We start from the raw sequence: 25085 nt of genomic DNA, 5'->3' as shown, positions 1-25085 counted from the left end.
CGGTGCACCTACCGGCGTGCCGCTTGCCCACGAAACGCCCATGAGGCGACCCGCCCACACGGAGACACAACGATGAACGCCCCCCTGCCCGAACACATCCGCCGCGCCCTGGAAACCGTGACGCTGGACGACAAATACGCGCTCGACCAGGGGCGCGCCTTCATGAGTGGCGTGCAGGCGCTGGTGAAGCTGCCGATGTTGCAGCGCCAGCGCGATGCCTTGGTCGGCAAGAACACCGCGGGCTTCATCAGCGGTTACCGCGGCTCGCCGCTGGGGGGTTACGACCAGGCCTTGCAGAAGGCCGCGCCCTACCTCAAGGCGCAGAACATCGTGTTTCAGCCCGGGGTGAACGAGGAGCTGGCCGCCACCGCTCTCTGGGGCACGCAGCAGCTGGGCTTCGCGCCGCCCGGCACCAACAAGTTCGACGGCGTGTTCGGCATCTGGTACGGCAAGGGCCCGGGCGTGGACCGCTGCTCTGACGTGTTCAAGCACGCCAACATGGCCGGCACCACGCCCTGGGGCGGCGTGATCGCGGTGGCCGGCGACGACCACGTGGCCAAGAGCTCGACCGCCGCGCACCAGAGCGACCACATCTTCAAGGCCTGCGGCCTGCCGGTGTTTTTCCCCACCTCGGTGCAGGACATCCTCGACCTGGGCCTGCACGCCATCGCCATGAGCCGCTTCAGCGGCGTCTGGGCCGGCATGAAGACGATCCAGGAGATCGTGGAATCGAGCGCCACCGCCACCATCGATCCGGACCGTGTGAACATCGTGGTGCCCGAGTTCGTCATGCCGCCCGGGGGGCTGCACATCCGCTGGCCCGACCACGCGCTGGACCAGGAAGCGCGCCTGTTCGACTTCAAGTGGTACGCCGCGCTGGCCTACATCCGTGCCAACAAGCTCAACCACAACGTGATCGCCGGGCCGAACGACCGCTTCGGCCTGATCGCCAGCGGCAAGGCGTACAACGACACGCGCCAGGCTTTGCTGGACCTGGGCCTGGACGACGACACGTGTCGGCGCATTGGCCTGCGCCTGCACAAAGTGGCGGTGGTCTGGCCCCTGGAGGCGCAGACCACGCGGGAGTTCGCGACGGGCCTGCGCGAGATTCTGGTGGTGGAAGAGAAGCGCCAGGTCATCGAATACCAGTTGAAGGAAGAGCTCTACAACTGGCGCCCCGACGTGCGGCCCAACGTGCTGGGCAAGTTTGAAGAGGTCGAGGGCGATTTCAGTGGCGGCGAGTGGTCGATGCCCAATCCCAGCGAGCGCACCCTGCTGCGCGCCAACGCCGACCTGTCGCCCGCGATCATCGCGCGCGCCATTGCCAAGCGCCTGAAGAAGATGGGCCAGGTGCCCGAGGACGTGATGGCGCGCATCGACGCGCAACTGGCCATCCTGACCGCGCAGGAACAGTCGATGCAGACGCTGCTCACGCAGGGCGTGGCCGGTGCCGAGCGCCAGCCCTGGTTCTGCTCGGGCTGCCCGCACAACACCAGCACCCGCGTGCCCGAGGGTTCGCGCGCCATGGCCGGCATCGGCTGCCACTTCATGACGATCTGGATGGACCGCGCCACCGTGGGCTTCACCCAGATGGGCGGCGAAGGCGTGCCATGGGTCGGCCAGCAGCCGTTCAGCCACGACCAGCACATGTTCGCCAACCTGGGCGACGGCACCTACTTCCACAGCGGCCTGCTGGCGGTGCGCCAGAGCATCGCGGCCGGCGTGAACATCACCTACAAGATCCTCTACAACGACGCGGTGGCCATGACCGGCGGCCAGCAGGTGGGCGAGCGGCCTGAGGGCCACAGCGTGGTGCAGATCGCGCAGAGCATGCGCGCCGAGGGCGCGGTGAAGATCACCATCGTCACCGACGAGCCGGAGAAGTACGACGGCGTGAAGGGCCTGCCCGAAGGCATCGCGATCCAGCACCGAGACCTGCTCGACGCGGTGCAGAAGGAGTTCCGCGAGATCCAGGGCACCACGGTCATCATTTACGACCAGACCTGCGCCACCGAGAAGCGCCGCCGCCGCAAGCGGGGTACCCTGGTGGACCCGGCCAAACGCGTGGTCATCAACGAGCTGGTGTGCGAGGGCTGCGGCGACTGCGGCGTGCAGTCCAACTGCCTGTCGGTGGAGCCGCTGGAGACCGAGTTCGGCCGCAAGCGCACCATCAACCAGAGCAGCTGCAACAAGGACTACTCGTGTGTGAAGGGCTTCTGCCCAAGCTTCATCACGGTCGAGGGTGGCCAGCTGCGCAAGAAGGACAAGAAGGGCGCCGCGTCCGAATGGACCGGTGGTGCTGTTCCCGCGCCGGTGCTGCCAGTGCTGGGCTCGGAAGCCTGGGGCGTGATCGTGGCTGGCGTTGGCGGCACCGGCGTCATCACCATCGGCCAGTTGCTCGGCGTGGCCGCGCACCTGGAGGGCAAAGGCATCGTCACGCAGGACGCGGCGGGCCTGGCGCAAAAGGGCGGCGCGACCTGGAGCCACGTGCTCATTGGCGCGCAGCAGGACGACATCCGAACCACGCGTGTCTCGGCCGCCTCGGCCGACCTGATCATCGGTTGTGACCCGATCGTGAGCGCCAACAAGGAAACCTGGCAGCGCCTGCGTGCCGGCCGCACCCACGTGGCCTTGAACGTGAGCGCGACGCCCACGGCGGCTTTTGTGAAAAACCCCGACTGGCAGAACCCGGCGCAGGCCTGTGTGGACGCGCTGGTGCACAACCTGGGCGCGGAAGCCGTCGGGGCGTTCGACGCCGAAACCGCGGCCACGCGCCTGATGGGCGACAGCCTGTACACCAACCCCATGATGCTGGGCTACGCGTGGCAAAAGGGCTGGTTGCCGCTGGGCCTGGACGCGCTGATGCGCGCCATGGAACTCAATGCGGTGCAGGTCGACAAGAACAAGGCGGCGTTCGAATGGGGCCGCCGCGCCGCGCACAACCCGCAGGCCGTGGCCGCGTTGTGGCAGAAGGCCGGCTCCGGTGAGCAGGTGATCCAGTTCAAGAAGCGCGATTCGCTCGACGACCTGATTGCACGCCGGGTCGAGTTCCTCACCGGCTACCAGAACGCGGCGTATGCCGCCGACTACCAGCGCTTCGTGCTCCGCGTGCGCGCGGCCGAGGCGCCGTTGGGGAAGTCCACCTTGACGGAGGCCGTGGTGCGCAATCTCTTCAAGCTCATGGCCTACAAGGACGAGTACGAGGTGGCCCGCCTGCACAGCGACCCGGCCTTCCACGCTCGTCTGGCCAGCCAGTTCGAGGGTGATTTCAAGCTCCATGTGCACCTGGCGCCACCGCTGATCGCGAAGAAGAACGCGCGTGGCGAACTGGTCAAGCGGCCGTTTGGCCCCTATATGTTCACTGCATTCAAATGGCTGGCCCGCTTCAAGGGCCTGCGCGGCACCGCGCTGGACATCTTCGGCCGCACCGAAGAACGCCGCACCGAGCGCGCGCTGATCGGCGAATACCGCGCCGACATCGAGGCGCTGCTGCCCGAGCTCAACAGCGCCAAACTGGACCTGGCGGCAGAGATCGCCCGCATTCCGGAGCACATCAAGGGCTTCGGGCACGTGAAGGAACGCAACCTGGCCGCTGCCCGCTCGCGCCGCGATGGGCTGCAGGCCCAATGGCGTCAGCCAGCCGGGGAGGCCAGTCTGGCCAAGGCAGCCTGAGCGGTCGCCCTGCACGTCGCTCTCCAACACCCCCCGGCATACAATCCCGGGTTGTGCTCCAGCGCCCGGGCGCCGCTTGCAGCGGACCGGGCGCTCGGCCTTTTCTTGACCCCGAACCTGTTGGAGACCGCCCGTGTTCATTTCCTCCGCTTACGCCCAAGCCGCCACCGGTGGCGACACCCAATCCACCATCCTGGGCATGCTGCCGCTGGTTTTGATGTTCGTGGTGCTGTATTTCGTGATGATCCGTCCCCAGATGAAGCGCCAGAAAGAGCACAAGGCCATGGTTGAAGCCCTGGCCAAAGGCGACGAAGTCGTCACCGCTGGTGGCTTTCTCGGCAAGGTCTCCAAGATCGGTGAGATCTATGTCGGCGTGGAACTTGCCGACGGCATGGAGGTCCAGATGCAACGCACCGCGGTGGTTCAGGTGCTGCCCAAAGGCACGCTGAAAAACGTCTGAATTCCTGCGACGGGGCGGCCTCTCTCCCCGTTTCTGCTTCTGGCTTCCACCCCCGACCTCGCTGACACACCTGCGGCCTCCAGGGCCGGCACACCATGAACCGTTACCCGCTGTGGAAGTACGCGATCATCCTGATCGCTCTGCTGATCAGTGCGATCTATGCGCTGCCCAATCTGTTCGGCGAATCGCCCGCCGTGCAGGTGTCGGCAGCGCGTTCCACGGTGCGTATCGACAGCGGCACCGTTACCCGGGTGGAGCAGGCGCTGACGGCGCAAGGTGTTGAAGCTGCGCTGATCCAGCTTGACGCCAACTCGGTCAAGGCCCGGTTCAACAGCACCGACGACCAACTCAAGGCACGCGACGCGCTGGAGAAGGCGTTCAACCCCGATCCGGCGGACGCCGGCCACGTGGTCGCCCTCAACTTGTTGCCACGCACGCCTGCCTGGCTGGCTGCGCTGGGCGCCTCGCCCATGTACCTCGGCCTGGACTTGCGCGGTGGTGTGCATTTCATGTTGCAGGTCGACATGGGCGCCGCCTTGCAGCGCCGGGCTGACGTGTTGGTGGCCGACCTGCGCACCCTGCTGCGCGAAAAGGGCGTGCGCCACGGCGGCATCAGCCGCAACGGGCAGACCATGGAGTTGCGTGCCGGGGATGCCCAGACCCTGGGCGCGGCCAGTGACCTGATTCGAGCCCAATTTCCTGATCTCGTCCTCACCGACACACCCGACTTCCGCCTGATCGCCACCCTGCGACCCGAGGCCGCGCGCCTTGTGCAGGAGCAGGCGCTCAAGCAGAACATCACCACCCTGCACAACCGCATCAACGAACTCGGCGTGGCCGAACCGGTGATCCAGCAACAGGGCGCCGACCGCATCGTGGTGCAACTGCCCGGCGTGCAGGACACCGCCAAGGCCAAGGACATCCTGGGCCGCACCGCCACGCTGGAAGTGCGCATGGTGGACGAGTCCACCGACGGCCAGGCGGCCGAGCGCGGCACCGGTGCGGTGCCCTTCGGCTCGGAGCGCTACCCCGAGCGCGGTGGTCGAAGCGTTGTCGTCAAACGCGACGTGCTCTTGACCGGTGAAAACCTCACCGATGCCCAGGCCGGCTTCGACAGCCAGACCCAGGAAGCCGCTGTGCACCTCACGCTGGATGCCAAGGGCGCGCGCATCTTCCGCGATGTCACACGTGAGAACGTGGGCAAGCGCATGGCCATCATCCTGTTTGAAAAAGGCCGTGGGGAAGTGGTCACCGCGCCGGTGATCCGCGGTGAAATCGGGGGCGGCCGCGTGCAGATCTCGGGCGCCATGACCACGGTCGAGGCCAACGACACCGCCCTGCTGCTGCGCGCGGGTTCGCTGGCCGCGCCCATGGAAATTGTCGAAGAGCGCACCATCGGCCCGAGCCTGGGCGCGGAGAACATCGCCAAGGGCTTCAACAGCGTGATGTGGGGCTTCGCGGTCATCGTGTTCTTCATGTGCGTCTACTACGCCCTCTTCGGCATGTTCTCCAGCATCGCGCTTGGCTTCAATCTTTTGTTGCTGGTGTCCCTGCTGTCCATGCTGCAAGCCACGTTGACCCTACCTGGCATCGCCGCCATGGCGCTGGCGCTGGGCATGGCGATCGACTCCAACGTGCTGATCAACGAGCGTGTGCGCGAAGAATTGCGCCGTGGCGCCTCGCCGCAGGTGGCGATCAACACCGGCTATGACCACGCCTGGGGCACCATTCTCGACTCCAACGTGACCTCGCTGATCGCGGGCCTGGCGCTGTTGATCTTCGGCTCCGGTCCGGTGCGCGGGTTCGCCGTGGTGCACTGCCTGGGCATCGTGACCAGCATGTTCTCCTCGGTGTTCTTCTCGCGTGGCCTGGTCAACCTCTGGTACGGCCGACAGAAAAAACTCAAGACCGTGTCGATCGGCACCGTCTGGCGTCCCGACGACCAGACCCCCGCCGTCAAGGCCGACTGAACGAGGAATCGCAGCATGGAACTCTTCCGCATCCGCAAAGACATCCCGTTCATGAGGCACGCGATCGTGCTGAACGCCATCTCGGCCATCACCTTCCTGCTCGCCGTCTTTTTCCTGACCACCCGCGGTCTGCACCTGTCGGTCGAGTTCACCGGTGGCACGGTGATGGAGGTCGCCTACGAGCAACCCGCCGACCTGGAGTCGGTGCGCAAGGTGATCGAGTCGTTGGGCTACGCAGACGTGCCGGTGCAGAACTTCGGCACCTCGCGCGACGTGCTGTTGCGCTTGCCCGTGCAGGCCGGGCAGTCATCCGGTCAGCAGAGCGAGACCGTGCTGGCCGCCTTGAAGGCACAGAACCCGACCGTGGCGCTGCGCCGCACCGAGTTCGTGGGACCTCAGGTGGGGCAGGAGTTGGTCGCCAACGGTCTCAAGGCCCTCGGTCTGGTGATCGTGGGCATCATGATCTACCTTGCTTTCCGCTTCGAGTGGAAATACGCGGTCTCGGCCATCATCGCCAACCTGCACGACGTGGTCATCATCCTGGGCTTCTTTGCATTTTTCCAGTGGGAATTCTCGCTGGCCGTGCTGGCCGCCGTGTTGGCCGTGCTCGGCTACTCGGTCAACGAATCGGTGGTGATATTCGACCGCATCCGCGAGACCTTCCGCAAGCAGCGCAAGATGGCACCGCAGCAGGTGATCGATCACGCGATCACGTCCACCATCAGCCGCACCATCATCACCCACGGCTCCACCCAGATCATGGTGCTGTCCATGCTGCTGTTCGGTGGTCCGACACTGTTCTATTTCGCGCTGGCCCTGACCATCGGCATCTGCTTCGGCATCTATTCATCGGTGTTCGTGGCGGCGGCTATTGCCATGTGGCTGGGCATCAAGCGCGAGGACTTGATCAAGTCCACCGGCAAGAACGAAGGCGATCCCGACGATCCGAATGCAGGCGCTGTGGTTTAAGCGCGAACACCGGCACGAGCATGCCCTTGCAGAGCTGTTTCGCCTCGGGTTGCTAATTCCTTTCATGTCATACTGAAAGTATTGTGTCGTCACCCGATAAGCACGTCTCTTCCCTGGCCAAACAGGCACGTGAACTCTTCGTGGTTCACGTGGGCCGTGCCCTTCCCGAAATGGTCAAGGCCTGTGACACCCGCCTGACCTCCATCCTCGACCAGGCCGGCCCGACTCGAGAGAGCCAGGCCCGACGCGACGCCTGGACCGCCTTTCAGAAACACCAGACCACCTGGCTCAACCAGAGCCGCAAGGCCTTGCAGCGCACCCTGCTCCCCCGTGTGTCCAGCTCGGGTCAGTTGGTGAGCATGTCAGGCGCGCTTGAACTGGTGGCCGAAGGTGCCATCGACGACCAGATCATGGCGTCACGCCTGGCCATGAAGGTGCTGGAAAAATCGTCCACCGAGCTCAACGAACTGCGCTTGCGCATTCAGCATCTCGAGCAGCGCCAGGAGATGCCTCGCGGAGACGTGCTGTTGCCCGATGTGACCGCGCGCATTTTGGTGGACCAGTGGCTTGACACACAGATGACCCGCGATGCCTGGCTCCTGGTGCAGGACGCACTGGCGCCGGTGATGACCGACAAGTTGCACGGCGCCTACAAGGCCGCCAACGAGTTTCTCGTGGCCAGTGGCGTGATGAAAGAGATCGATCTGCAGGCGCTCGTCAGGCGCACACCCGGAGCCCGCACGGACGGCCCGCCCGCTGCGCCGCCGCAGTCCCTTCCGGTGGGCGCCCGTGTTCCTGCCTCGGGCGCAGACCCGGGATCGAGGGGTGGGGGCGCTTTCCGCCCTGCCCGCACGGGCCTGGATTCGAGCCAGGGCCGCGGTTCCAGCGCAGACCCGGGTGAAGCGGGGACCACCGGTGGCGCCGGGGCCCGTTCGGGTGCCACAGGCTCTTCAGGCATGGGCGTGCAGGACGAGACCCGCATGATGACCAATGCGTCGCCTTTGGCGCGCGCCCGCATGCGTGCACAGGGCGTCGTGGGTCGACTGCGGCGCATGCTGATCGACAAGGTGGGTGGCGACTTCGAAGCCACCCAGATACTGCCCCCTTCACCCGGCCTGCAGCAGGCCATGCAAAGGGTGATGCCCGGCGACAGTGCAGGCGCGGGGTTCTACGTCTCGGGCAACAGCCGACCCGGGGCTGTCTACATGGACGCCACCCACGTGGAGAGGGCGGCCACCAGTTTGCGTCAGCGCACGGCCGAACTCAAGCAGGCCGCCAGCACCCCGACCGAGAAGGCCACCATCGAGGTGGTGGCGCTGATGTTTCAAAGCATCCTCGCCGAAGAGCGCATTCCACCCAGCGTGCGCGTGTGGTTCGCCCGTTTGCAGATTCCCGTGCTGCGCGTGGCGCTGGCCGAACCGGAGTTCTTCAGCGCGCTGCAGCACCCCGCCCGCCGCCTGATCGACCGCATGGGGTCGTGCGTGATGGGTTTCGAGTCCAACGTGAGTTCGGCCGCGCTGGAGGCCGAAATCAAGCGCGTGGTGCAGGTGATCGAGCAGTATCCGGAGACGGGCCGTCGCGTATTTCAGCTGGTCTTTGACGAGTTCCAGAAGTTTCTGTCGACCTACCTGAGCGAGCAGGGCAGCGCGAGCCGCTTCGTCAGCGTGGCCCAGCAGGTCGAGCAGAAGGAAACGCTGTCGGTGCAGTACACGATCGAATTGCGCAAGCTGCTGGACGACGTGCCGGTGCGCGACGAGGTGCGCGACTTTCTGTTCAAGGTGTGGGTGGACGTGCTCGCCGTGTCCAGCGTGAAGTACGGCCTGCGCCACGAGGAAACCGGCGCACTCAAGCAGGTGGCATCCGATCTGCTGTGGGCGGCCAGCGCCAAGCCCAACCGCGACGACCGCGCCCGCGTGATCCAGCAACTGCCAGCGCTGCTGCAGCGCCTGCGCCAAGGCATGGGGCTGCTGGGGTTCACCACTGGCATGCAGGATCAGCACATCAAGACGGTGAGCGACACGCTGGCCGATGCCTTCATGTCTCGCACCGAAGCCATTTCGCAGGAGCAGCTGGACAACCTGTCTGAGCGACTGGCCAACCTGGAAGACTACCTGCCGGCCGATGGCCTGGGTGATCTGGACCTGAACAACGAGAGCATCGAGATGATCACCGGCGTGGACGCCAGCAACATCGAGGTGATCAACCAGGGCGGCAGTCAGCCGAACGAGGCCATGCGCTCGTGGGCGATCGAACTGCAGATCGGCTCGTGGTTTGGCCTGGACCACAACGGCAAACTCAACAGCGTGCAGCTCGCCTGGCGCAGCCAGCGGGGTCAACTGTATTTGTTCGTCACCAACGGTGGTCGTTGTTTCCTGATCCAGGCAACCCGCGTTGCTTCGTATCTGCAGGCGGGGTTGCTGGTGCCGAGCGAGGAAGAAGCGCTCACCGTGCGCGCCACGCGCGACGCGCTCTCCAAGCTCGACGCCAATCCCGAACGCCTGCTCAACTGAGGCCGTTCAACCCTTTCGGGCCTGTTCGTACAGGCCCTGCACGCGCGGCACATTGGCTTCAAGCTCGCGGATGCGGTTGGGGCCGCTGGGGTGGGTGGAGAGGAACCCCGGGCTGGCACCGCCGCCGGCCGACGTCATTTTTTGCCACAAACTCACACTGGCCCGTGGCTGATAGGCGGCACGAGCCGCGAGCTCCAGACCCACCAGGTCGGCTTCGGTTTCGTCTTCCCGGCTGAACCTGAGTGTGAGCAGCTGCGTGCCGAGGTTGGCCGCCACATCACCGAGCTGGCCGAGTCCGAACAGCTGCGCCGCAATGGACAGACCGATGCTCGTCGCGCTGCTCTTGGCCACGCGGGCACGTGCGTGTTCGCGCAGTGCGTGGGCCATTTCGTGGCCCATGATCATGGCGGTCTCGTCGTCGTTGAGCTGCAACTTCTCCAGGATCCCGGTGTAGAAGGCGATCTTGCCGCCCGGCATGCAGAACGCGTTCACCTGATCGCTGCGGATCAGGTTGACCTCCCACTTCCAGTTGCTGGCTCGCTTGTTCCATTGCGGGGAATGCGGAATGATGCGGCGCGCGATATTGCGCAGCCGCTGCACTTCTGGGTGGCTGGTCGGCAACAGGAGTTTCTTGGTGTTGGCCTCGCTCATCATCTGGGCGTATTGCTGGTTCGCAGCGCCTTCGAGTTCTTCCGCCGGCACCAGGTTGCGCAGGGCCGATGCCTGGCCCACATCCACCTGTGCGGCCGCTGGCAGCACACTGCCGGCAGCAGCTGCGGTGCCCGCGAGCAGGAAGCCGCGACGGGCCGACCAGACGTGATCGGGCCGTGGTGCGGGGGATGGGTCAGACTTGAGGTCGCAGATGAAACACATGCGTGAATAATAGTCAAAGCCCAGGGGGTGTGCCCACCCCAGCGAACCCTACCCTCTCAACGGCCTGCCGATGTCCCCACCCACTTCCGTGACAAGCCCGTCGGCCGCCGAGCCGACGCCGCAGCCCAGCCCGACCTGGGGCGAAACCCTGCGCGTGTATCTGGAGCCGGCCAGCCTGCGCATGTTCGCGTTGGGGTTTTCCGCCGGCCTGCCGCTGCTGCTGGTGCTGGGTACCCTGAGCTTTCGCCTGCGCGAAGCCGGCCTGGACCGAACGACCATCGGCTACTTGAGCTGGGTGGGGCTGGCCTACGCGTTCAAATGGTGCTGGGCGCCGTTGGTGGACCGGTTGCCGCTGCCGTTTCTGACCCACTGGCTCGGGCGGCGGCGCAGCTGGTTGCTGCTGTCGCAATTCCTCATCATGGCCTCGCTGGTCGGCATGGCATTGTCCGACCCGCGCACGGGGCTGACCACGGTGGTGTGGTGCGCGCTCGCCGTGGCATTCGCTTCAGCCACGCAAGACATTGCGCTGGATGCATTTCGCATCGAGTCGGCCGACGTGCGCCACCAGGGTGCTCTGGCCGCGACCTACCAGACCGGCTACCGCCTGGCGATGATCTGGGCCGGTGCCGGTGTGTTGTGGATCGCCGCGCGTGCCGAGGTGGCCCCGGTGGCTGCCGTAGCGGGCGCTGTGCCCGGTGTGTTGTATCAGCAGGCGGCTTGGACCACGGCCTATCTGGTGATGGCGGCGAGCATGCTGGTGGGCGTGTTCACCGTGCTGTTTTCGCGTGAACCGGTCCGGGTGGCGCTGCCGCCGTCAAAGAACGCCGCCGAATGGCTGCGCAGCGCTCTTGTCGAACCATTCGCCGACTTCCTCAAGCGCTACGGCAAGCAAGCGGTGCTGATCCTCGCGCTCATCGGGGTCTACCGCATCAGCGACGTGGTCATGGGCATCATGGCCAATCCGTTTTATGTGGACATGGGCTACACCAAGGACGAGGTGGCGGCGGTCACCAAGGTGTTCGGCGTGATCATGACCCTGGTGGGTGCTTTCATCGGCGGCGCGCTCTCGCTCAAGCTGGGCGTGATGCGCGTGCTCATGCTGGGGGCTGTGCTCTCGGCGGCGAGCAACCTGCTCTTTGCGTGGTTGGCCGGGCATGGCCACGACGTGACCGCGCTGGTGTTTGTGATTTCAGCCGACAACCTGAGCGCCGGCGTGGCCTCCGCCGCGTTCATTGCCTACCTGTCGGGCTTGACCAACGTGAGTTACTCCGCCACGCAGTACGCGCTGTTCAGCTCCATGATGCTGCTCGCGCCCAAGTGGCTCGCGGGCTATTCGGGTGCGTTCGTTGACACATACGACTACGCCACCTTTTTTACCGCGACGGCCTGCCTTGGCGTGCCGGTGCTGTTGCTGGTCTGGCTGGCCTCTCGCGTGGCTCCGGTGGGCAACCGACCCTGAGCGGGCGCGACATTCACGTTTCTTTACGCCTTCCACAACCCGTGTTCACACCTGGCCCCCACCCTGTGGGGTTAACGACCCAAGTCACCACAAAAACCCATGACATCCCAGCTGTTGATGATTGAAGACGACGCCCGTCTGGCCAAGATGGTCGTCGAGTACCTCGGCCAGTCCGGCTTTGAGGTGACCCATGCCGCCGACGGCGAAGCGGGACTGGAGCAGCTGCAACTCATCCAGCCCGAACTGGTCATCCTCGACCTGATGATGCCGGGCATTGATGGACTGGAAGTCTGCCGGCGCATCCGCGCGCTTCAAGGCGACGTGGCGCGCGTGCCCGTGCTCATGCTCACCGCCAAGGGTGACCCGATGGACCGCATCATCGGCCTGGAGCTCGGCGCGGACGACTACCTGCCCAAGCCCTTCGAGCCGCGCGAGTTGCTGGCCCGCGTGCGTGCCGTCTTGCGCCGCCGCGGCGAGACGGGCAGCGCCAGCGTGTCGCGCAGCACGCCCGTGATGCGCTTCGGTTCGCTGGACATCGACCGCGACGCGCGCACGGTGGTGGTGTCGGGTCAGGCGTGCGAGCTCACCTCGTACCAGTTCGACCTGCTCGTGGCCATGGCCGAACGGGCCGGGCGCGTGCTCACGCGCGACCAGATCATGGAAGCGGTGCGCGGGCGCGAGCTCGAGGCCTTTGACCGCTCGATCGACGTTCACATCGGCCGTATCCGCAATGCGATCGAAGTCGACAGCAAGGACCCCAAACGCATCCTCACGGTGCGCGGGGTTGGATACGTTTTCGCGAAGCAGCAAGATTGAGCATGAGGCCCCCACGCTCCACCGCTGCGCGGGTCGCTGGCCCCCAAGGGGGCTGTTTCGCCTTGGGGCGGCCCGGCGGCGAAACGCCATGAAGGCATTCTTCGGCTCCAAGCTCTACCTGCGCATCTGGCTCGCGGTGGTGGCCGCCGTGACGGTGCTCACTCTGGTCGTTGGCTGGTTGTGGCAACAGGCGTTGGACGATGATCGCGCCGAGCGCGACGCGCGGGTGACCCGCACGATCGTGGTTCGTGATGCGACCCGCGAGGTCATTGGTGAGTCTCCGGCGCGTGCCGTGCGCATCCCGGGAGGCGGCTGGGAATTCGAAGTGAACATGAAAGACGGGCAGAAGCTGTTCGTGCTGTTGCCACGTCCCAACCGTCCCGAGGGCTCGAACAACCCGGGCCGCCGCGCGCCCGCGTGGTTGCAGACACCCACCGGTTTTGCCTGGCTGCTGGGTTTCGTGGCTCTGGCCGTGGCGGCCGGCGCCTACCCGATCGTTCGGCGCCTCACCAAACGATTGGAAATCCTGCAGAAGGGCGTGGAGCGTTGGGGCAACGGTGATCTCTCTACCCGCCTGCCGGTGCAAGGGCAGGACGAGGTGGCCTTCCTGGCCGAGCGCTTCAACGCAGCCGCCGAGCGAGTGCAGATCCTGGTGAAGTCACACAAGTCCCTGCTGGCCAATGCGTCGCACGAACTGAGGTCTCCGCTGGCGCGCATCCGCATGGGCCTGGAACTGCTGGGGCACGAGAGCGTGAGCGCTCAGCAGCGCCGCGAAATGGCGCGCAGCATCGACGAGCTGGATCAACTGATCGACGAAATTCTGCTGGCCAGCCGGCTGGATCTGCGCGACGCCAGCGACGTGTCGGCGCTGGGGTCAACCGAAGAAGTGGATCTGGTGGGGCTGGCTGCCGAGGAGTGCGCCCGCACGGGCGCCGACCTGGACATTGCCCCTGGGGCGTCACCCGCGCTCGTGCAGGGCCACACCAAACTGCTCAGGCGTGTGCTGCGCAACTTGTTGGAGAACGCGCGCCGCTACGGGCAGAGCACGGCGCTCTCCGCTTTGGATGGGGCCGAACCCGAGGTGCGCTTGAGGCTCTCGATCGATCAGGAGGGGGGTCAGCGTGCCGCGGTGCTGTGGGTTGAGGACAGAGGCCCGGGCGTGCCGGCCGAGTTGCGCGCCCGCATCTTCGAGGCCTTCTACCGCTTGCCCGGCGCGAGCGAACGCGAAGGCGGCGTGGGCCTGGGCCTGTCGCTGGTCAAGACCATCGTCGAACAGCATGGCGGACGTGTGCACTGCGAAGATCGGCCTGGCGGAGGTGCCCGGTTTGTTGTGCGGCTGCCGCTCTGAGGTGCGGGCATCGGTGTGGTTTGTGTTGTGAATTCGCAGAGCTTGGCAGGCCAAATGTCCGAACTTATTCAGTTGGTGAAAATTACCTGAAAACATTGCGTCTTTTGTATTCAAAAAACGGACAACTCCCCCATGTTGGGGATGGTCGAGCCGCCCGCTGCAACGCACAATAGACCCCGTTGCTGTCACAACATCTCAAAAAAATCAGACCCGGCAAATCCCACACGTCGCTCAGCGCGTTTGAAACTGGTCTCCCAACGACGTCCCTTCAAGGACTTTCAAAAGCCACCGCAAGGTGGCTTTTTTTTGCCCGCGCTCAGTGCTGGAGTTGCTTGATCGATTGTTCGGCGTCGCGCATGGCCGAAATGTGCACCCAGTCCACCACCTCGCCGGTGGGCAGGTAACCCTGCACGCACCGCTGCAACAATGCCCGTGCCGTTGGAATGTCCTGGGCCGCGAGCGCGGCGTCCAGCGCATGCAAGGTTTGCTGAAATTCCCGCCAGGGTTGGAAGTCTTCGCGGGCGCGCAGGATGCGCGGATGTTGTGTGGGCTGGGGGTTGTCGCCGATCAGCAGTTCCTCGTACAACTTTTCGCCCGGGCGCAACCCCGTGGTCTGGATTTCGATGTCGCCGGTGGGGTTGATGGCCGTCTTCACCTGCAGACCGGAGAGCTCCACCATGCGTTGCGCCAGATCCATGATGCGCACCGGCTGACCCATGTCCAGCACGAACACGTCGCCGCCTTGCGCCATGGCGCCGGCCTGGATCACCAACTGGGCCGCCTCGGGAATGGTCATGAAGTAGCGGGTGATGTCCGGGTGGGTGAGCGTGATCGGTCCGCCGTCCTTGATCTGCTGCCGGAACAAGGGCACCACCGAGCCGCTGGAGCCCAGCACATTGCCGAAGCGCACCATGGAAAACGTGGTGGCGCCCGGCTCCGCCGCCAGAGCCTGCAGCACCAGCTCGGCCATGCGCTTGCTCGCGCCCATGATGTTGGTGGGCCGCACGGCCTTGTCGGTGCTGATCAGCACGAAGTGGCTCACGCCAGCGGCTTGCGCACTGCGCGCACAGACCAAGGTCCCCCACACGTTGTTGCGCAGCCCCTGAGCCGGGTTGTGCTCCACCAGCGGCACGTGCTTGTAGGCGGCGGCGTGGTACACCGCGTGCGGCCGCCACGTCTGCATGATCTGAGCCATGCGCTCTTCGTCCTGCACCGAGGCCAGCAGCGGCACCAACGTGACCGCCATGGGTGCATCCACATCACCTTCTTCGAGATCCAGCGGATCGGTCTGGCTGCCCACCAGGGCGGTGAGTTCATGGTGGATCTGGTAGAGCGCGAACTCGGAGTTTTCCACCAGAAGCAGGGTGCGAGGCCGGCAGGCGGCGATCTGCCGACAGAGCTCACTGCCGATGCTGCCCCCGGCGCCCGTGATGAGCACCACCTTGTCGTGCACCAGCCGCAGCAACAGCGAGGCATCGGGCGTCACCGGTTCGCGACCCAGCAGGTCTTCGATCTCCAGTTCGCGCACGTCGTTCAGACTCACGCGGCCTGCGGCCAGATCCGACATACCGGGCATGGTTCGCACGTGCACGGGCAGATGGCGCAACGAGTCCAGCACCTGCAGGCGTCGCTGGTGGGTGATCGAAGGCAGTGCCAGCAACAGATCGGTCACGCCCAGTTCGGGAATCAGTTCGGGCAACGAAGCCGGCGGGAATACCGTGCGCCCATCCAGGCTGTTGCCGTGCAGGCGGTCATCATCGTCCAGAAAGCCCAGCAGCCGGTGTTCGGTCCCGCGGGCAAGTGCTGCCGCGAGTTGGCGGCCGGCCGCGCCGGCGCCGTAGATCAGAACGCCGGGCAGTTCTTTGCGGTGCAAGACAGACCGGTACAAACCGCCGAGCCAATAGCGCGCCAAGACCCGGCTGGATCCTACGAAGACCATCAGCAACATCGGCTGGATGACACCGATCGTTCGCGGAATGCCCGGCACGCTGATGACGGTAAACAACATGGCGTAGAACAGGCTGTATAAGGCCATGGCCTGAACCAGGCTGATCATGGCGTTCCAGCCTGCATACCGGAATATGGCTCGGTACAGGCCAAACCTGACGAAAAGCGGCAGGGCCAAGAGCACCGCTCCCAACATCGCCCATCCGTGCACCGGTTCGAGCCGCACCCAGTGCTCCAGCCGCAGACACAGGGCAATCCACACGCTGAGTACGCAGAGCGACACGTCCACCGCGAGCGCCACCAACCGTTTGGCCAAGCGTGGCAGGTCCAGCAGGACCGTCGCCGCGGAAGTTTCTGAATCCCTGCTGTTCATTGTTTTCAGTGGGTCACGCCGTCACGGCGCAACACCTTTACAAACGTCATCCACAGAATGCGCAAGTCCAACACCAAAGTGTGACGCCGCAGGTACTCGGCGTCCAGCGCCACCTTCTGCGGAATCGGCAATTCATCCCGGCCGTTCACTTGCGCCCAGCCCGTCAAACCCGGCACCAGTTCGTGCACCCCTTGCTCTGTGCGCAGTGCTATCAGATCGTGCTGGTTGAACAGCGCAGGCCGGGGTCCCACGAAGCTCATGTCGCCCTTGATGATGCTCCACAGTTGGGGCAGTTCGTCCAGGCTGCTCTTGCGCAGGAAGGAGCCGATCGGCGTGAGGTACTTCGCCGGGTCGGTCAACAGATGGGTGGCCACGGCAGGTGTGTCGATCCGCATGCTGCGGAACTTGGGCATCTTGAAGATCCGGTTGTGGCGACCGACACGGTCGCTCCAATACAAGGCGGGCCCGGGTGACGTGAGTCGAACGGTCAGCGCAATGCTCGCCACGGGCAATAGCAGCAGCAGCGCCGCGGGAATGGCCAGGGTCAGGTCGAACAGGCGCTTGATCACTGTGTGAGTCCTGCCGTCGCACGCCGCAGGCCTTCGTCCACCGAAATGGGGGGAGTCCAGTTCAGCGTGTTGCAGGTGTGGCCGATGTCGACCTGTAGGTTTCCGAGCAAACGCTGCGCCATGTCCCCTTTGCTGATGATGCTGGCGCCGAGCTGAAGCAACGAAGGTGGTACCGGGAACAGCGGCGCCTGCTTGCCCATGGCTCGCCCGAGACGCAGCAGCAGATCGGCGGTGGAGAGGTCTTCACCGTCGCTCACCAGAAAGGTCTGATTGGCTGCGGCGGGATGGGCAAGGCAGGTGATGAGCAAATCGACGAGGTTGTCGAGGGCGACGAAGCTGCGGCGGTTGTTGGTGACGCTTGCCAGTGGCAGGGGAATACCACGTTGCACCGCGCGCATGAGCGATGCGAAATTGGCCTTGACGCCAGACCCGTACACAAGCGGCGGGCGGACGATGACGACTTCCATGCCTGTTTCTGACGCGATCTGGCGCAAGCCCTGTTCGGCTTCCATTTTGGAGATGCCGTAGGGGTCTTGCGGGGAGGGCGCGTCCGCGACGGTAAAGGGATGACCGGCCACGCTGCCTTCGCCGTTGACCTTGACCGAGCTGACGAAGACGAAGCGCCGCACGCCGGCTGCCGCAGCCTGGTGTGCCAAGTGCAGTGTTCCCTCGACATTGACCCGACGAAACTCAGTCAGAGGGTCCATTGCCGCCTCATCCATGACGTGAACCCTGGCAGCAGTGTGAACCACAGCGCGGCAATCCACGAGCGCCAGTGCCCAGTCGGTCTGGTGGTCCAGGGAGGGCACTTCAATGGCGGCCAAATGCGTGACGGTTTCCCCGGGGTTTCGCATTGCGGCCCGCACGTTCAGGCCGGCGGCGAGCGCCCGCCGACACAACGCGCGCCCCACGAAACCACTGGCTCCCGTGACCAACACTGTCATCGATCTCTCCCTCGCTCTCGCTGGGTGTCCACGGCCTCTGTCAGCCACTGCTCAAGCCTGTCCATCAGCGTCTCTCGGTCGAATTCCTGTTTTGCGAATCGCCGACCGTTCTCGCCGAGTGCCCTGCGCGCATTGCTATCCATGGCAGCCAGGTCCAGAACGGCGTCTGCCAGACCGCGAGCATCACCCGCACCACACACCATACCTGCCCGCGCTCTTTGGATGACATCAGCGCCTTCGCCGTCGAGCATGCCCAAGATGGGGATGCCCGACATCAGGTATGACTGAACTTTGCCCGGAATGGTCAGGCTGAACACCGGATCCTTTTTCAACGACACCAGCAGCGCGTTGGCATGGGAATAGAAGGACGGCATGCGTTCCACCGGGTGGCGACCCAGTAGCATGACCTGTTGTGCCAAGCCCCGGTGGCTCACTTCGTCTTGAAGCCATTCCGATTTGCGCCCGTCACCCACGATCAACCACCGGACACCGGGGTTGTCTTTCAGCAGGGTCGCAGCTTCCAACACGGCAGGTAGATCTTGCGCTTCGCCGATGTTTCCGGCGAAAAGGACATTGAACACACCAAGCTTCGAAGTGATTTCAGGTGCTGGAGTTGCATCGGACTGGGCGAACACGTCTTCTGACCAACTGGGGAAGTAGCGGACCTTGCTGGCATCGCGGCAGTATTGCAGGATGCTGGTTTGAAACCCCCGCGACTGTCCAAGCACGAGGGTGCATCGGTTGTAGATGAATGACACCAGACGCCCGACCCAACCAAGCACACGCCGAGAGCGCACCACTCCGATGGCAGATAGGGTCTCCGGCCAGAGATCGAGTACCCAGAACACCACGGGTGCCCGCTTGAGTCTGCCCATGACAAGCGCCGGAATGCCGACAGTGACCGGCGACGGTTCGAAGACGAAAACAACGTCGAACCCATTGCCGCGCAAGTGCCAAGGTCCCAAGGCGCTGGCGCTGATCACATAGCTGACATAGTTGAGGAGCAGGCGGACCGAGCCTTGCGCACGTGCGAGCAGGGGGACTCGAAGCACGCGTGCCCCGTGGTACGCGCCAAACCGCTCTGGGTTTTGCTCGTATTCGGGAAAGACCCGACCCGACGGATAGTTGGGCTTGCCGGTCAGTATCGTGACGGCATGACCCCGCCTCGTCCATTCCTGGACAAGGTCGTTGATTCGAAAATTTTCAGGCCAAAAGTATTGGCTGATCACCAGTATGTGCAAAGGATGCCCGTGCCTACTTTTTCCAGACCACGCGGTTGATGTAGTCCGTGTAGCTATGAATAATGCGCACGACCTTGTCAGAGACATTGGGCATGCTGTAGTCCGCAACTTGCCTCAACAGGCGCTCTCCTCCCCGTGGCTGATCTTTCAGGATGGCCAGACCCTGCATGACGCGCAAAGGGTCCAGGCCAACCATCATCACTGCAGCCTCTTCCATGCCTTCGGGGCGCTCGTGCGCTTCGCGCAGGTTGAGTGCCGGAAAGTTCAGGATGGAAGACTCTTCGTTGATCGTTCCACTGTCCGATAGCACTGCACGAGCGTGAATCTGCAGTTGGTTATAGTCGGTGAAGCCCAAGGGCTTGAGCAGTTGAACGAGCGGATGGAATGTTGCGCCCTGGCTGTCCACCCGCTTTTTTGTACGGGGATGGGTGGAAACAATCACGGGCAGACCATGCTGCTCGGCCACTTGGTTGAGCACCTCCACCAACTTGGCAAACCGCACGTCTGAATCCACATTCTCCTCTCGGTGTGCGCTCACCAGAAAATAGCCCTCACGCTGCAAACCCAACTTGGTCAGTACGGTCGACGCGTCAATGCGTTGCTTGTAATGCCCCAACACTTCGGCCATCGGGCTTCCAGTCTTGATCACCATGTCGGGCGGCAAGCCTTCGCGCAGAAGATATTCACGCGCGATGCTGCTGTAGGTCAGGTTGATGTCGGCCGTGTGGTCGACGATTCGGCGGTTGATCTCCTCAGGAACCCGCATGTCGAAGCAACGATTGCCGGCCTCCATGTGGAAGATGGGCACTTTGCGGCGCTTGGCGGGGATGACCGAAAGGCAGCTATTAGTGTCGCCCAGCACGAGCATTGCGTCGGGTGTTTCCGTTGCAATGACCGTGTCAACCTTCGCAATGATGGTGCCAATGGTTTCCGCTGCACTACCGCATGCCGCATCAAGAAAGTGGTCTGGTTTGCGAATGCCCAGATCGTCAAAAAAGATCTGGTTCAGTTCGTAGTCGTAGTTCTGACCTGTGTGCACGAGCACGTGATCACAGTAGTCGTCCAGCCGCGCCAAAACGCGCGAGAGGCGAATGATTTCAGGCCTTGTGCCTACGACCGTCATCACCTTGAGTTTTTTCATGACGGTTCCATTCATACCGGTGACGCAAACGTGTCCGGCTGCTCGCGGTCGAAGATTTCGTTGGCCCAGAGCATCACCACCATGTCCTTCTCCCCCGTGTTGGTGATGTCATGCGTCCAGCCCGGCACAGTCTCAACGACTTGCGGCACGTCGGCGCTGGTTTGCAATTCGTGGGTTGCGCCTGTGAGCATGTGCCGGAAGCGAAAGCGCGCTTGGCCTTCGATCACCAGGAACTTTTCGGTTTTGCTGTGGTGGTAGTGACCACCCCGCGTCACCCCCGGTAACGCGGTGAAGTACGAGAACTGACCGCAATCCGGTGTCTTGAGCATCTCGACAAAAACGCCGCGCGGATCCGCATGCCGAGGCAAGGTGTATGAAAACGCCTCGGGAGGTAAGTTGCTCACGTAGGTTGAGTGCAATGCCCGGGTCAGCCCAGTGCCCACGCGATCCGTGACCAAGCTGACTCGACTGGCCTTGAAGGCCGCGATTTTGCTGGCCACCTCGCCAACGGTGGTGAGGTATTGCGGAGTGAGCGTGGCAAACCCATGAGCATCCACCGCGGGGGCAGCGCCATCCAGCAACTGCATGAAGCGAGCGATGACATCGTCGACATAGGCCAACGTCAGGGGAGCGGCGGGATCGTTGATCTGAATGGGCAGTTCGCGAGCAATGTTGTGACAGAAGGTCGCGACGGCTGAGTTGTAGTTAGGTCGGCACCATTTTCCGAACACGTTCGGCAGACGAAAAACATGCACTGCAGTGCCACGCTGCCGCTGCAAATCGAACAGCGCGCTCTCCGCCGCCAGCTTGCTTCGTCCATATGGATTGTCGTTTCCTGCCTGGATGGACGAGGCGTAAACGACCTGAATCATTCCAGCGCTCGCGCTTTCCGCGATCGCCATACACAGCGCCTGTGTCAGGTCTGCATTGCCACTGATGAACTCCTGAGGATCCTGCGGGCGGTTGATGCCGGCGAGGTGAAACACAAAATCCACGCCGTCCAGCAAGCGCGGCAGATCCGCAGTCTGCTGGTCGCGCGTGAACGCTACCACCTCCACGTCCTTGCGCTCGGTCAGATGCAGGCAAAGGTTTTTTCCGATGAAGCCCTGCGCTCCAGTGATCAACACCTTCATGAACTCACTCCTCGGCCACGGCGACGTCGCCACGCGAAATGCGCTGCATGAAGTCAAGCTTCAGCAAGAGTGCTTTCATGCCTTCTACGTCGAGGCGCGTGGTGTTGTGCGAGTGGTATTCGTCCGCATGCAGCGCCTGGGTCAAACGCTCCTCGCCTTCGTCCACGTACTTGGCGTAGTCGAGGTCGCGTCCGTCAGGAGGTACGCGGAAATAGTCGCCAAGATCCTCTGCACAAGCCATCTCTTCACGACTGAGCAGAGCCTCATAAAGCTTTTCGCCATGTCGACTGCCCATCACGCGAACCGGGTGATTTGGTGTGCCCATGAGTTGAAGCAGCGCTTGCGTCAAAACTTCGACCGTGGCTGCAGGGGCTTTCTGTACAAAGATGTCGCCGTTGTTGCCATGCTCGAAGGCGTACATCACGAGGTCTACGGCATCCGCGAGCGTCATCATGAAGCGTGTCATGGCCGGATCGGTCACCGTAATGGGTTTGCCGCTGCGCACCTGGTCTATGAACAGCGGGATGACCGAACCACGCGATGCCATCACGTTGCCATAGCGTGTACCGCAAATTACCGTGTCCGTACCTTCGAGATTGCGGCTGGCGGCGACCATCACCTTCTCCATCATGGCCTTGCTGATGCCCATCGCGTTGATCGGATACACCGCCTTGTCGGTGCTCAGGCAGATCACACGATGCACACCGGCCGCTATGGCCGCCTCAAGCACGTTTTCCGTGCCCATCACGTTGGTGCGAACGGCTTCCATCGGATGGAACTCACACGAGGGCACCTGTTTGAGAGCAGCCGCATGGAACACATGGTCGACCCCGCGCATGGCCGTCGCAACACTGCGCCCATCCCGTACATCGCCAATATAGAACTTCAGCTTAGGATGACTGAAATGCTTGCGCATGTCGTCCTGCTTTTTCTCATCACGGCTGAAAATACGGATCTCGCGCAGATCGGAGTTGAGGAACCGGCGCAGCACGGCATTGCCAAAGCTGCCGGTGCCGCCAGTGATCAGTAGCGTTTTGTCTTTGAACATCGGAGGGCAGTCACTTGGTTGTGTGTGTCGCCAAGCCAGCGCGATAGATGCCTTCACGCTGGGCGGGATGGGGGTAGTTGATCAGGACCGCACGGTAAGGGCCCTTGAAAACGAAGAGGCTGCCGGCCGAGGCGCCCACCACGCCGCAGGCCTGAAACAATGCCTCGATATCTTGGTGCGAACCTGCGCCGCCCAGAAACGTCAGAGGAATCTGCAGGGTCTGGCGCATTTTCACAGCGAGCGTGAGGTCATAACCCTTCATTTGACCATCGCGGTCCACCGAGTTGATCACGATCTCGCCCGCACCCGCAGCCTGGAGCTGTTGTGCCAGTTCGAACGGGTCTCGCTTGTGCACTTGAGTGGCGTTGCGCGTGACCACTTCGTAGCCTTTGGCAAATAGCCCGGACTTCTTTCGCACATCCAGCACCGCAACCACGCTTTGTCTGCCCACCGCCTCGGCCATGCGGGTCAGCAATGTGGCGTCTTCCACCGCCGCCGCGCTCACGGCCACTTTTTCGACGCCCAGCCCGATGATCTTGCGCGCCTGTTCCGGTGTTCGCACGCCACCGCCGTAACACAGGGGCGTGCGGCATTCAGCAGCCAGGTGGGCGATCATGCTGTAGTCAGGTTCAGCGCCGTTCACCGTGGCGTCAATGTCGAGCACCACCAATTCGTCGGCTTCTTTCTCGTTGAAGATCTTGACGGCGTTGATCGGGTCTCCGACGTACTTGGCGTCGCGGAACTCAACGGTTTTCACCAGGCCACCCTGGTGGACCAACAGACAGGGCGTGATGCGTGGGCGCAGCATGTCAGAGCTCCGCGAAATTCTTCAGAAGCGCCGCACCCCAGTGGTGGCTCTTCTCGGGATGGAACTGCACGCCTGCGACATGACCACGCTGAACCGCACAGGCGAATTCAAAACCATAGTCGGACAGCGCCACGGCGTCGGCAGCTTCCGCTGCCTCGAAATAGTAAGAATGCAGGAAATAGAAGCGGGCCTCACTCTCCAAGCCCTTGAAGAGCGCACTGGGTGAATCTGCAACCGGGATGACGTCGTTCCAACCCATGTGGGGCATCGGCAACGCCGCAGAGGCAGCTTGGCTGGCAAAGCTGCGCACGCGTCCCTTCACCCACCCCAGGCCGGTCTCCGAGCCTTCGTCGCTGCCGTCGGCCAGCATCTGCATGCCGACACAGATGCCGAGCACCGGCGCGCCCTGCTCGAGCACGAGGCGGTCCAGTGGCTCGCGCATGCCCGAAGCATTGAGCAGTTCCATGGCGTGATCGAATGCACCCACGCCAGGCAGGATCACCTTCTTGGCAGACAGCAAATCGTGGGCGCTGACCGCCCGCTTGGCGTTTATGCCAAGGCGCTTGTACATGTTGACGAATGCCTGAACGTTTCCCACACCATAGTCGACGATGTGGATCACCGGAACAACCTTCTTTCCAGGCCCAGCATCCGCATGGCGCTCGCGCCGATGCCAATGGCCCAACGCTTGTTCTTGTAGTCGCGGTACGTCTTGTTCTCGCCGTCAAAGATCGCTTGAAGCTCGTCCACGGACAGCCCCAGTTTGTGGGCCACGTACTCGAACTCCTGTTTCAGGAAGTGTTCGTCCATCTCGGGTCGCGACAACCGCTCCAGCGCCGCCTCGCGCGTCATCTGACCTGTAAGGATGAGGCTGGAGAAATGTGCGCGGCGCTTGTGGTATCCGAACTTGCGCGGCATCCAGTAATCCTCGTAGAAACGCGTGAAGCGAGACTCGTGGTGCTTGTGCTGAAACCGCTGCCAGCCGAATTTGCGCTCCAGTTCGGCTTCTGCATCCTTCTTGATGTAGGGCACGAGGTTCAAGGGCTTGACCACCTCCATCCCCAGCACCTTCTGGTAGAGCAACTTGTAGATCAGGATGTCCACCAGCGGGAAGGTCTTCAATTCACGCTGGCCGAAGCGGCGGTGAATATCCTTGAAAAGCACGGTGTCGATACCCGGGTAGCCGCCCCATTCTTCTGGTTCGCGGCAGCATTCCGTGGAGAAATTGGAGCCGGTCAACACATACTTGATGCGGTGCTTTCTGGCGAACTTGTACAACGCCGAAAAGAACGCGCCATCTTGAGGCAGATCCTGGTCTGCGATCCCGGCCCGGAGAAAAGCCACTTGCAAGTCTTTCATCTCCTGCCAGTTGATGACTTCCGTGTAGAGGTCGAGCCCTAGCCCGTCCACCAGCTTCTCGATGTTGCCCGCGGCTTGGTCAGTATTCCAGCCAGCGTCCACGTGGAAAAGCAGGGGTCGCAACCCCATTTTTTCCTTGGCCACATAAGTGGCGTAGGAGCTGTCCAGCCCGCCGCTCAGACCGATGATGCAGTCGAAGTCTTTGCCCCGGCCTTGTGCCCGGATCTTGTCGGCCAACGCAGCTAGCTCTTTTTCACCGCGCTGACCCGTGTGCCAGTTGGGCAGGATCTCCGTCTGGAAGTTGTTGCAGTACTCACAGACGCCATCGTCATCGAATGCAATGTGTGGGTCGCTCGTATCCATGGTGCATTTGCGGCATATTTGATACGGGCGGGTACTGGCTGAGGTCATGGGAAGCTGGCGGTCGTTGTAGAGGCGAAGAGCG

General features: G+C 63.3%; 19 protein-coding genes. 8 read left to right on the top strand and 11 right to left on the bottom strand.

What is annotated here, in order from left to right; translation table 11 throughout:
- Positions 1-72: 72 nt before the first annotated feature.
- The 5 genes from IV113_RS07015 (at position 73) to IV113_RS06995 (ending at position 9581) form a co-directional block, all read left to right on the top strand.
- Complete coding sequence (locus IV113_RS07015) at positions 73-3672, top strand: indolepyruvate ferredoxin oxidoreductase family protein (RefSeq protein WP_291082151.1); 3600 nt, start codon at positions 73-75, stop codon at positions 3670-3672.
- A gap of 133 nt (positions 3673-3805) precedes the next feature.
- Positions 3806-4132, top strand: a complete 327-nt coding sequence (gene yajC, locus IV113_RS07010; protein ID WP_291082148.1) for a preprotein translocase subunit YajC — start codon at positions 3806-3808, stop codon at positions 4130-4132.
- 95 nt (positions 4133-4227) lie between these two features.
- Positions 4228-6102 (top strand): protein translocase subunit SecD, encoded by a 1875-nt coding sequence (gene secD / locus IV113_RS07005; RefSeq protein WP_291082145.1) that lies wholly within the window; start codon positions 4228-4230, stop codon positions 6100-6102.
- 15 nt (positions 6103-6117) lie between these two features.
- Positions 6118-7071, top strand: a complete 954-nt coding sequence (secF, locus tag IV113_RS07000) for a protein translocase subunit SecF (protein ID WP_291082143.1) — start codon at positions 6118-6120, stop codon at positions 7069-7071.
- An 83-nt stretch (positions 7072-7154) separates the two neighbouring features.
- On the top strand, positions 7155-9581 hold the full coding sequence (locus tag IV113_RS06995; RefSeq protein ID WP_291082142.1) for a DUF1631 family protein: 2427 nt from the start codon (positions 7155-7157) through the stop codon (positions 9579-9581).
- Between the two features lie 6 nt (positions 9582-9587).
- On the opposite strand, the gene IV113_RS06990 is transcribed toward IV113_RS06995, so the two are convergent.
- A complete protein-coding gene (locus IV113_RS06990) occupies positions 9588-10454 on the bottom strand; it encodes a M48 family metallopeptidase (RefSeq protein WP_291082140.1) in 867 nt (288 codons plus the stop codon).
- Positions 10455-10524: 70 nt separating this feature from the next.
- Between IV113_RS06990 and IV113_RS06985 the strand changes: the two genes are divergently transcribed.
- From IV113_RS06985 to IV113_RS06975, 3 genes are all read left to right on the top strand, one after another.
- On the top strand, positions 10525-11913 hold the full coding sequence (locus tag IV113_RS06985; RefSeq protein WP_291082138.1) for an AmpG family muropeptide MFS transporter: 1389 nt from the start codon (positions 10525-10527) through the stop codon (positions 11911-11913).
- Positions 11914-12012: 99 nt separating this feature from the next.
- Positions 12013-12729 carry a response regulator transcription factor gene (locus IV113_RS06980; protein ID WP_291082136.1) on the top strand — a complete coding sequence of 239 codons (717 nt, stop codon included), beginning with the start codon at positions 12013-12015 and terminating at the stop codon, positions 12727-12729.
- 88 nt (positions 12730-12817) lie between these two features.
- Positions 12818-14077: a HAMP domain-containing sensor histidine kinase gene (locus IV113_RS06975; RefSeq protein ID WP_291082134.1), complete on the top strand. Its 1260-nt coding sequence runs from the start codon at positions 12818-12820 to the stop codon at positions 14075-14077.
- A 316-nt stretch (positions 14078-14393) separates the two neighbouring features.
- On the opposite strand, the gene IV113_RS06970 is transcribed toward IV113_RS06975, so the two are convergent.
- From IV113_RS06970 to IV113_RS06925, 10 genes are read right to left on the bottom strand one after another with little or no spacing between them, the layout of a single operon-like run.
- Entirely contained in the window at positions 14394-16397 is a 2004-nt protein-coding gene (locus tag IV113_RS06970) for a nucleoside-diphosphate sugar epimerase/dehydratase (RefSeq protein ID WP_291082133.1), read from the bottom strand.
- 5 nt (positions 16398-16402) lie between these two features.
- Positions 16403-16963, bottom strand: coding sequence for a sugar transferase (locus IV113_RS06965; protein WP_291082324.1), 561 nt, complete (start codon positions 16961-16963; stop codon positions 16403-16405).
- Positions 16963-17910 carry an SDR family oxidoreductase gene (locus IV113_RS06960; protein WP_291082131.1) on the bottom strand — a complete coding sequence of 316 codons (948 nt, stop codon included), beginning with the start codon at positions 17908-17910 and terminating at the stop codon, positions 16963-16965. Before IV113_RS06960 ends, IV113_RS06965 begins: the two co-directional genes overlap by 1 nt.
- Positions 17907-19139, bottom strand: a complete 1233-nt coding sequence (locus IV113_RS06955) for a glycosyltransferase family 4 protein (protein ID WP_291082129.1) — start codon at positions 19137-19139, stop codon at positions 17907-17909. Before IV113_RS06955 ends, IV113_RS06960 begins: the two co-directional genes overlap by 4 nt.
- A gap of 25 nt (positions 19140-19164) precedes the next feature.
- Positions 19165-20292 (bottom strand): UDP-N-acetylglucosamine 2-epimerase (non-hydrolyzing), encoded by a 1128-nt coding sequence (wecB, locus tag IV113_RS06950; RefSeq protein WP_291082127.1) that lies wholly within the window; start codon positions 20290-20292, stop codon positions 19165-19167.
- Positions 20293-20303: 11 nt separating this feature from the next.
- Entirely contained in the window at positions 20304-21425 is a 1122-nt protein-coding gene (locus IV113_RS06945) for an NAD-dependent epimerase/dehydratase family protein (RefSeq protein ID WP_291082125.1), read from the bottom strand.
- Positions 21426-21429: 4 nt separating this feature from the next.
- Positions 21430-22473 carry a polysaccharide biosynthesis protein gene (locus IV113_RS06940; RefSeq protein WP_291082123.1) on the bottom strand — a complete coding sequence of 348 codons (1044 nt, stop codon included), beginning with the start codon at positions 22471-22473 and terminating at the stop codon, positions 21430-21432.
- Between the two features lie 10 nt (positions 22474-22483).
- On the bottom strand, positions 22484-23281 hold the full coding sequence (locus tag IV113_RS06935) for an AglZ/HisF2 family acetamidino modification protein (protein WP_291082121.1): 798 nt from the start codon (positions 23279-23281) through the stop codon (positions 22484-22486).
- A gap of 1 nt (position 23282) precedes the next feature.
- The gene (gene hisH, locus IV113_RS06930; protein WP_291082119.1) at positions 23283-23903 is read right to left on the bottom strand and encodes an imidazole glycerol phosphate synthase subunit HisH; all 621 of its coding nucleotides are present in this window, start codon (positions 23901-23903) and stop codon (positions 23283-23285) included.
- A complete protein-coding gene (locus IV113_RS06925; protein ID WP_291082117.1) occupies positions 23900-25051 on the bottom strand; it encodes an N-acetyl sugar amidotransferase in 1152 nt (383 codons plus the stop codon). Before IV113_RS06925 ends, hisH begins: the two co-directional genes overlap by 4 nt.
- Positions 25052-25085 lie beyond the last annotated feature (34 nt).

It is taken from the genome of Hydrogenophaga sp., from assembly GCF_018780385.1.
In the GTDB taxonomy this organism is placed as follows: Bacteria; Pseudomonadota; Gammaproteobacteria; order Burkholderiales; family Burkholderiaceae_C; genus Hydrogenophaga.
Note: the sequence above shows the minus strand (reverse complement) of the source record. Positions and strands in the feature narration are given on the sequence as shown.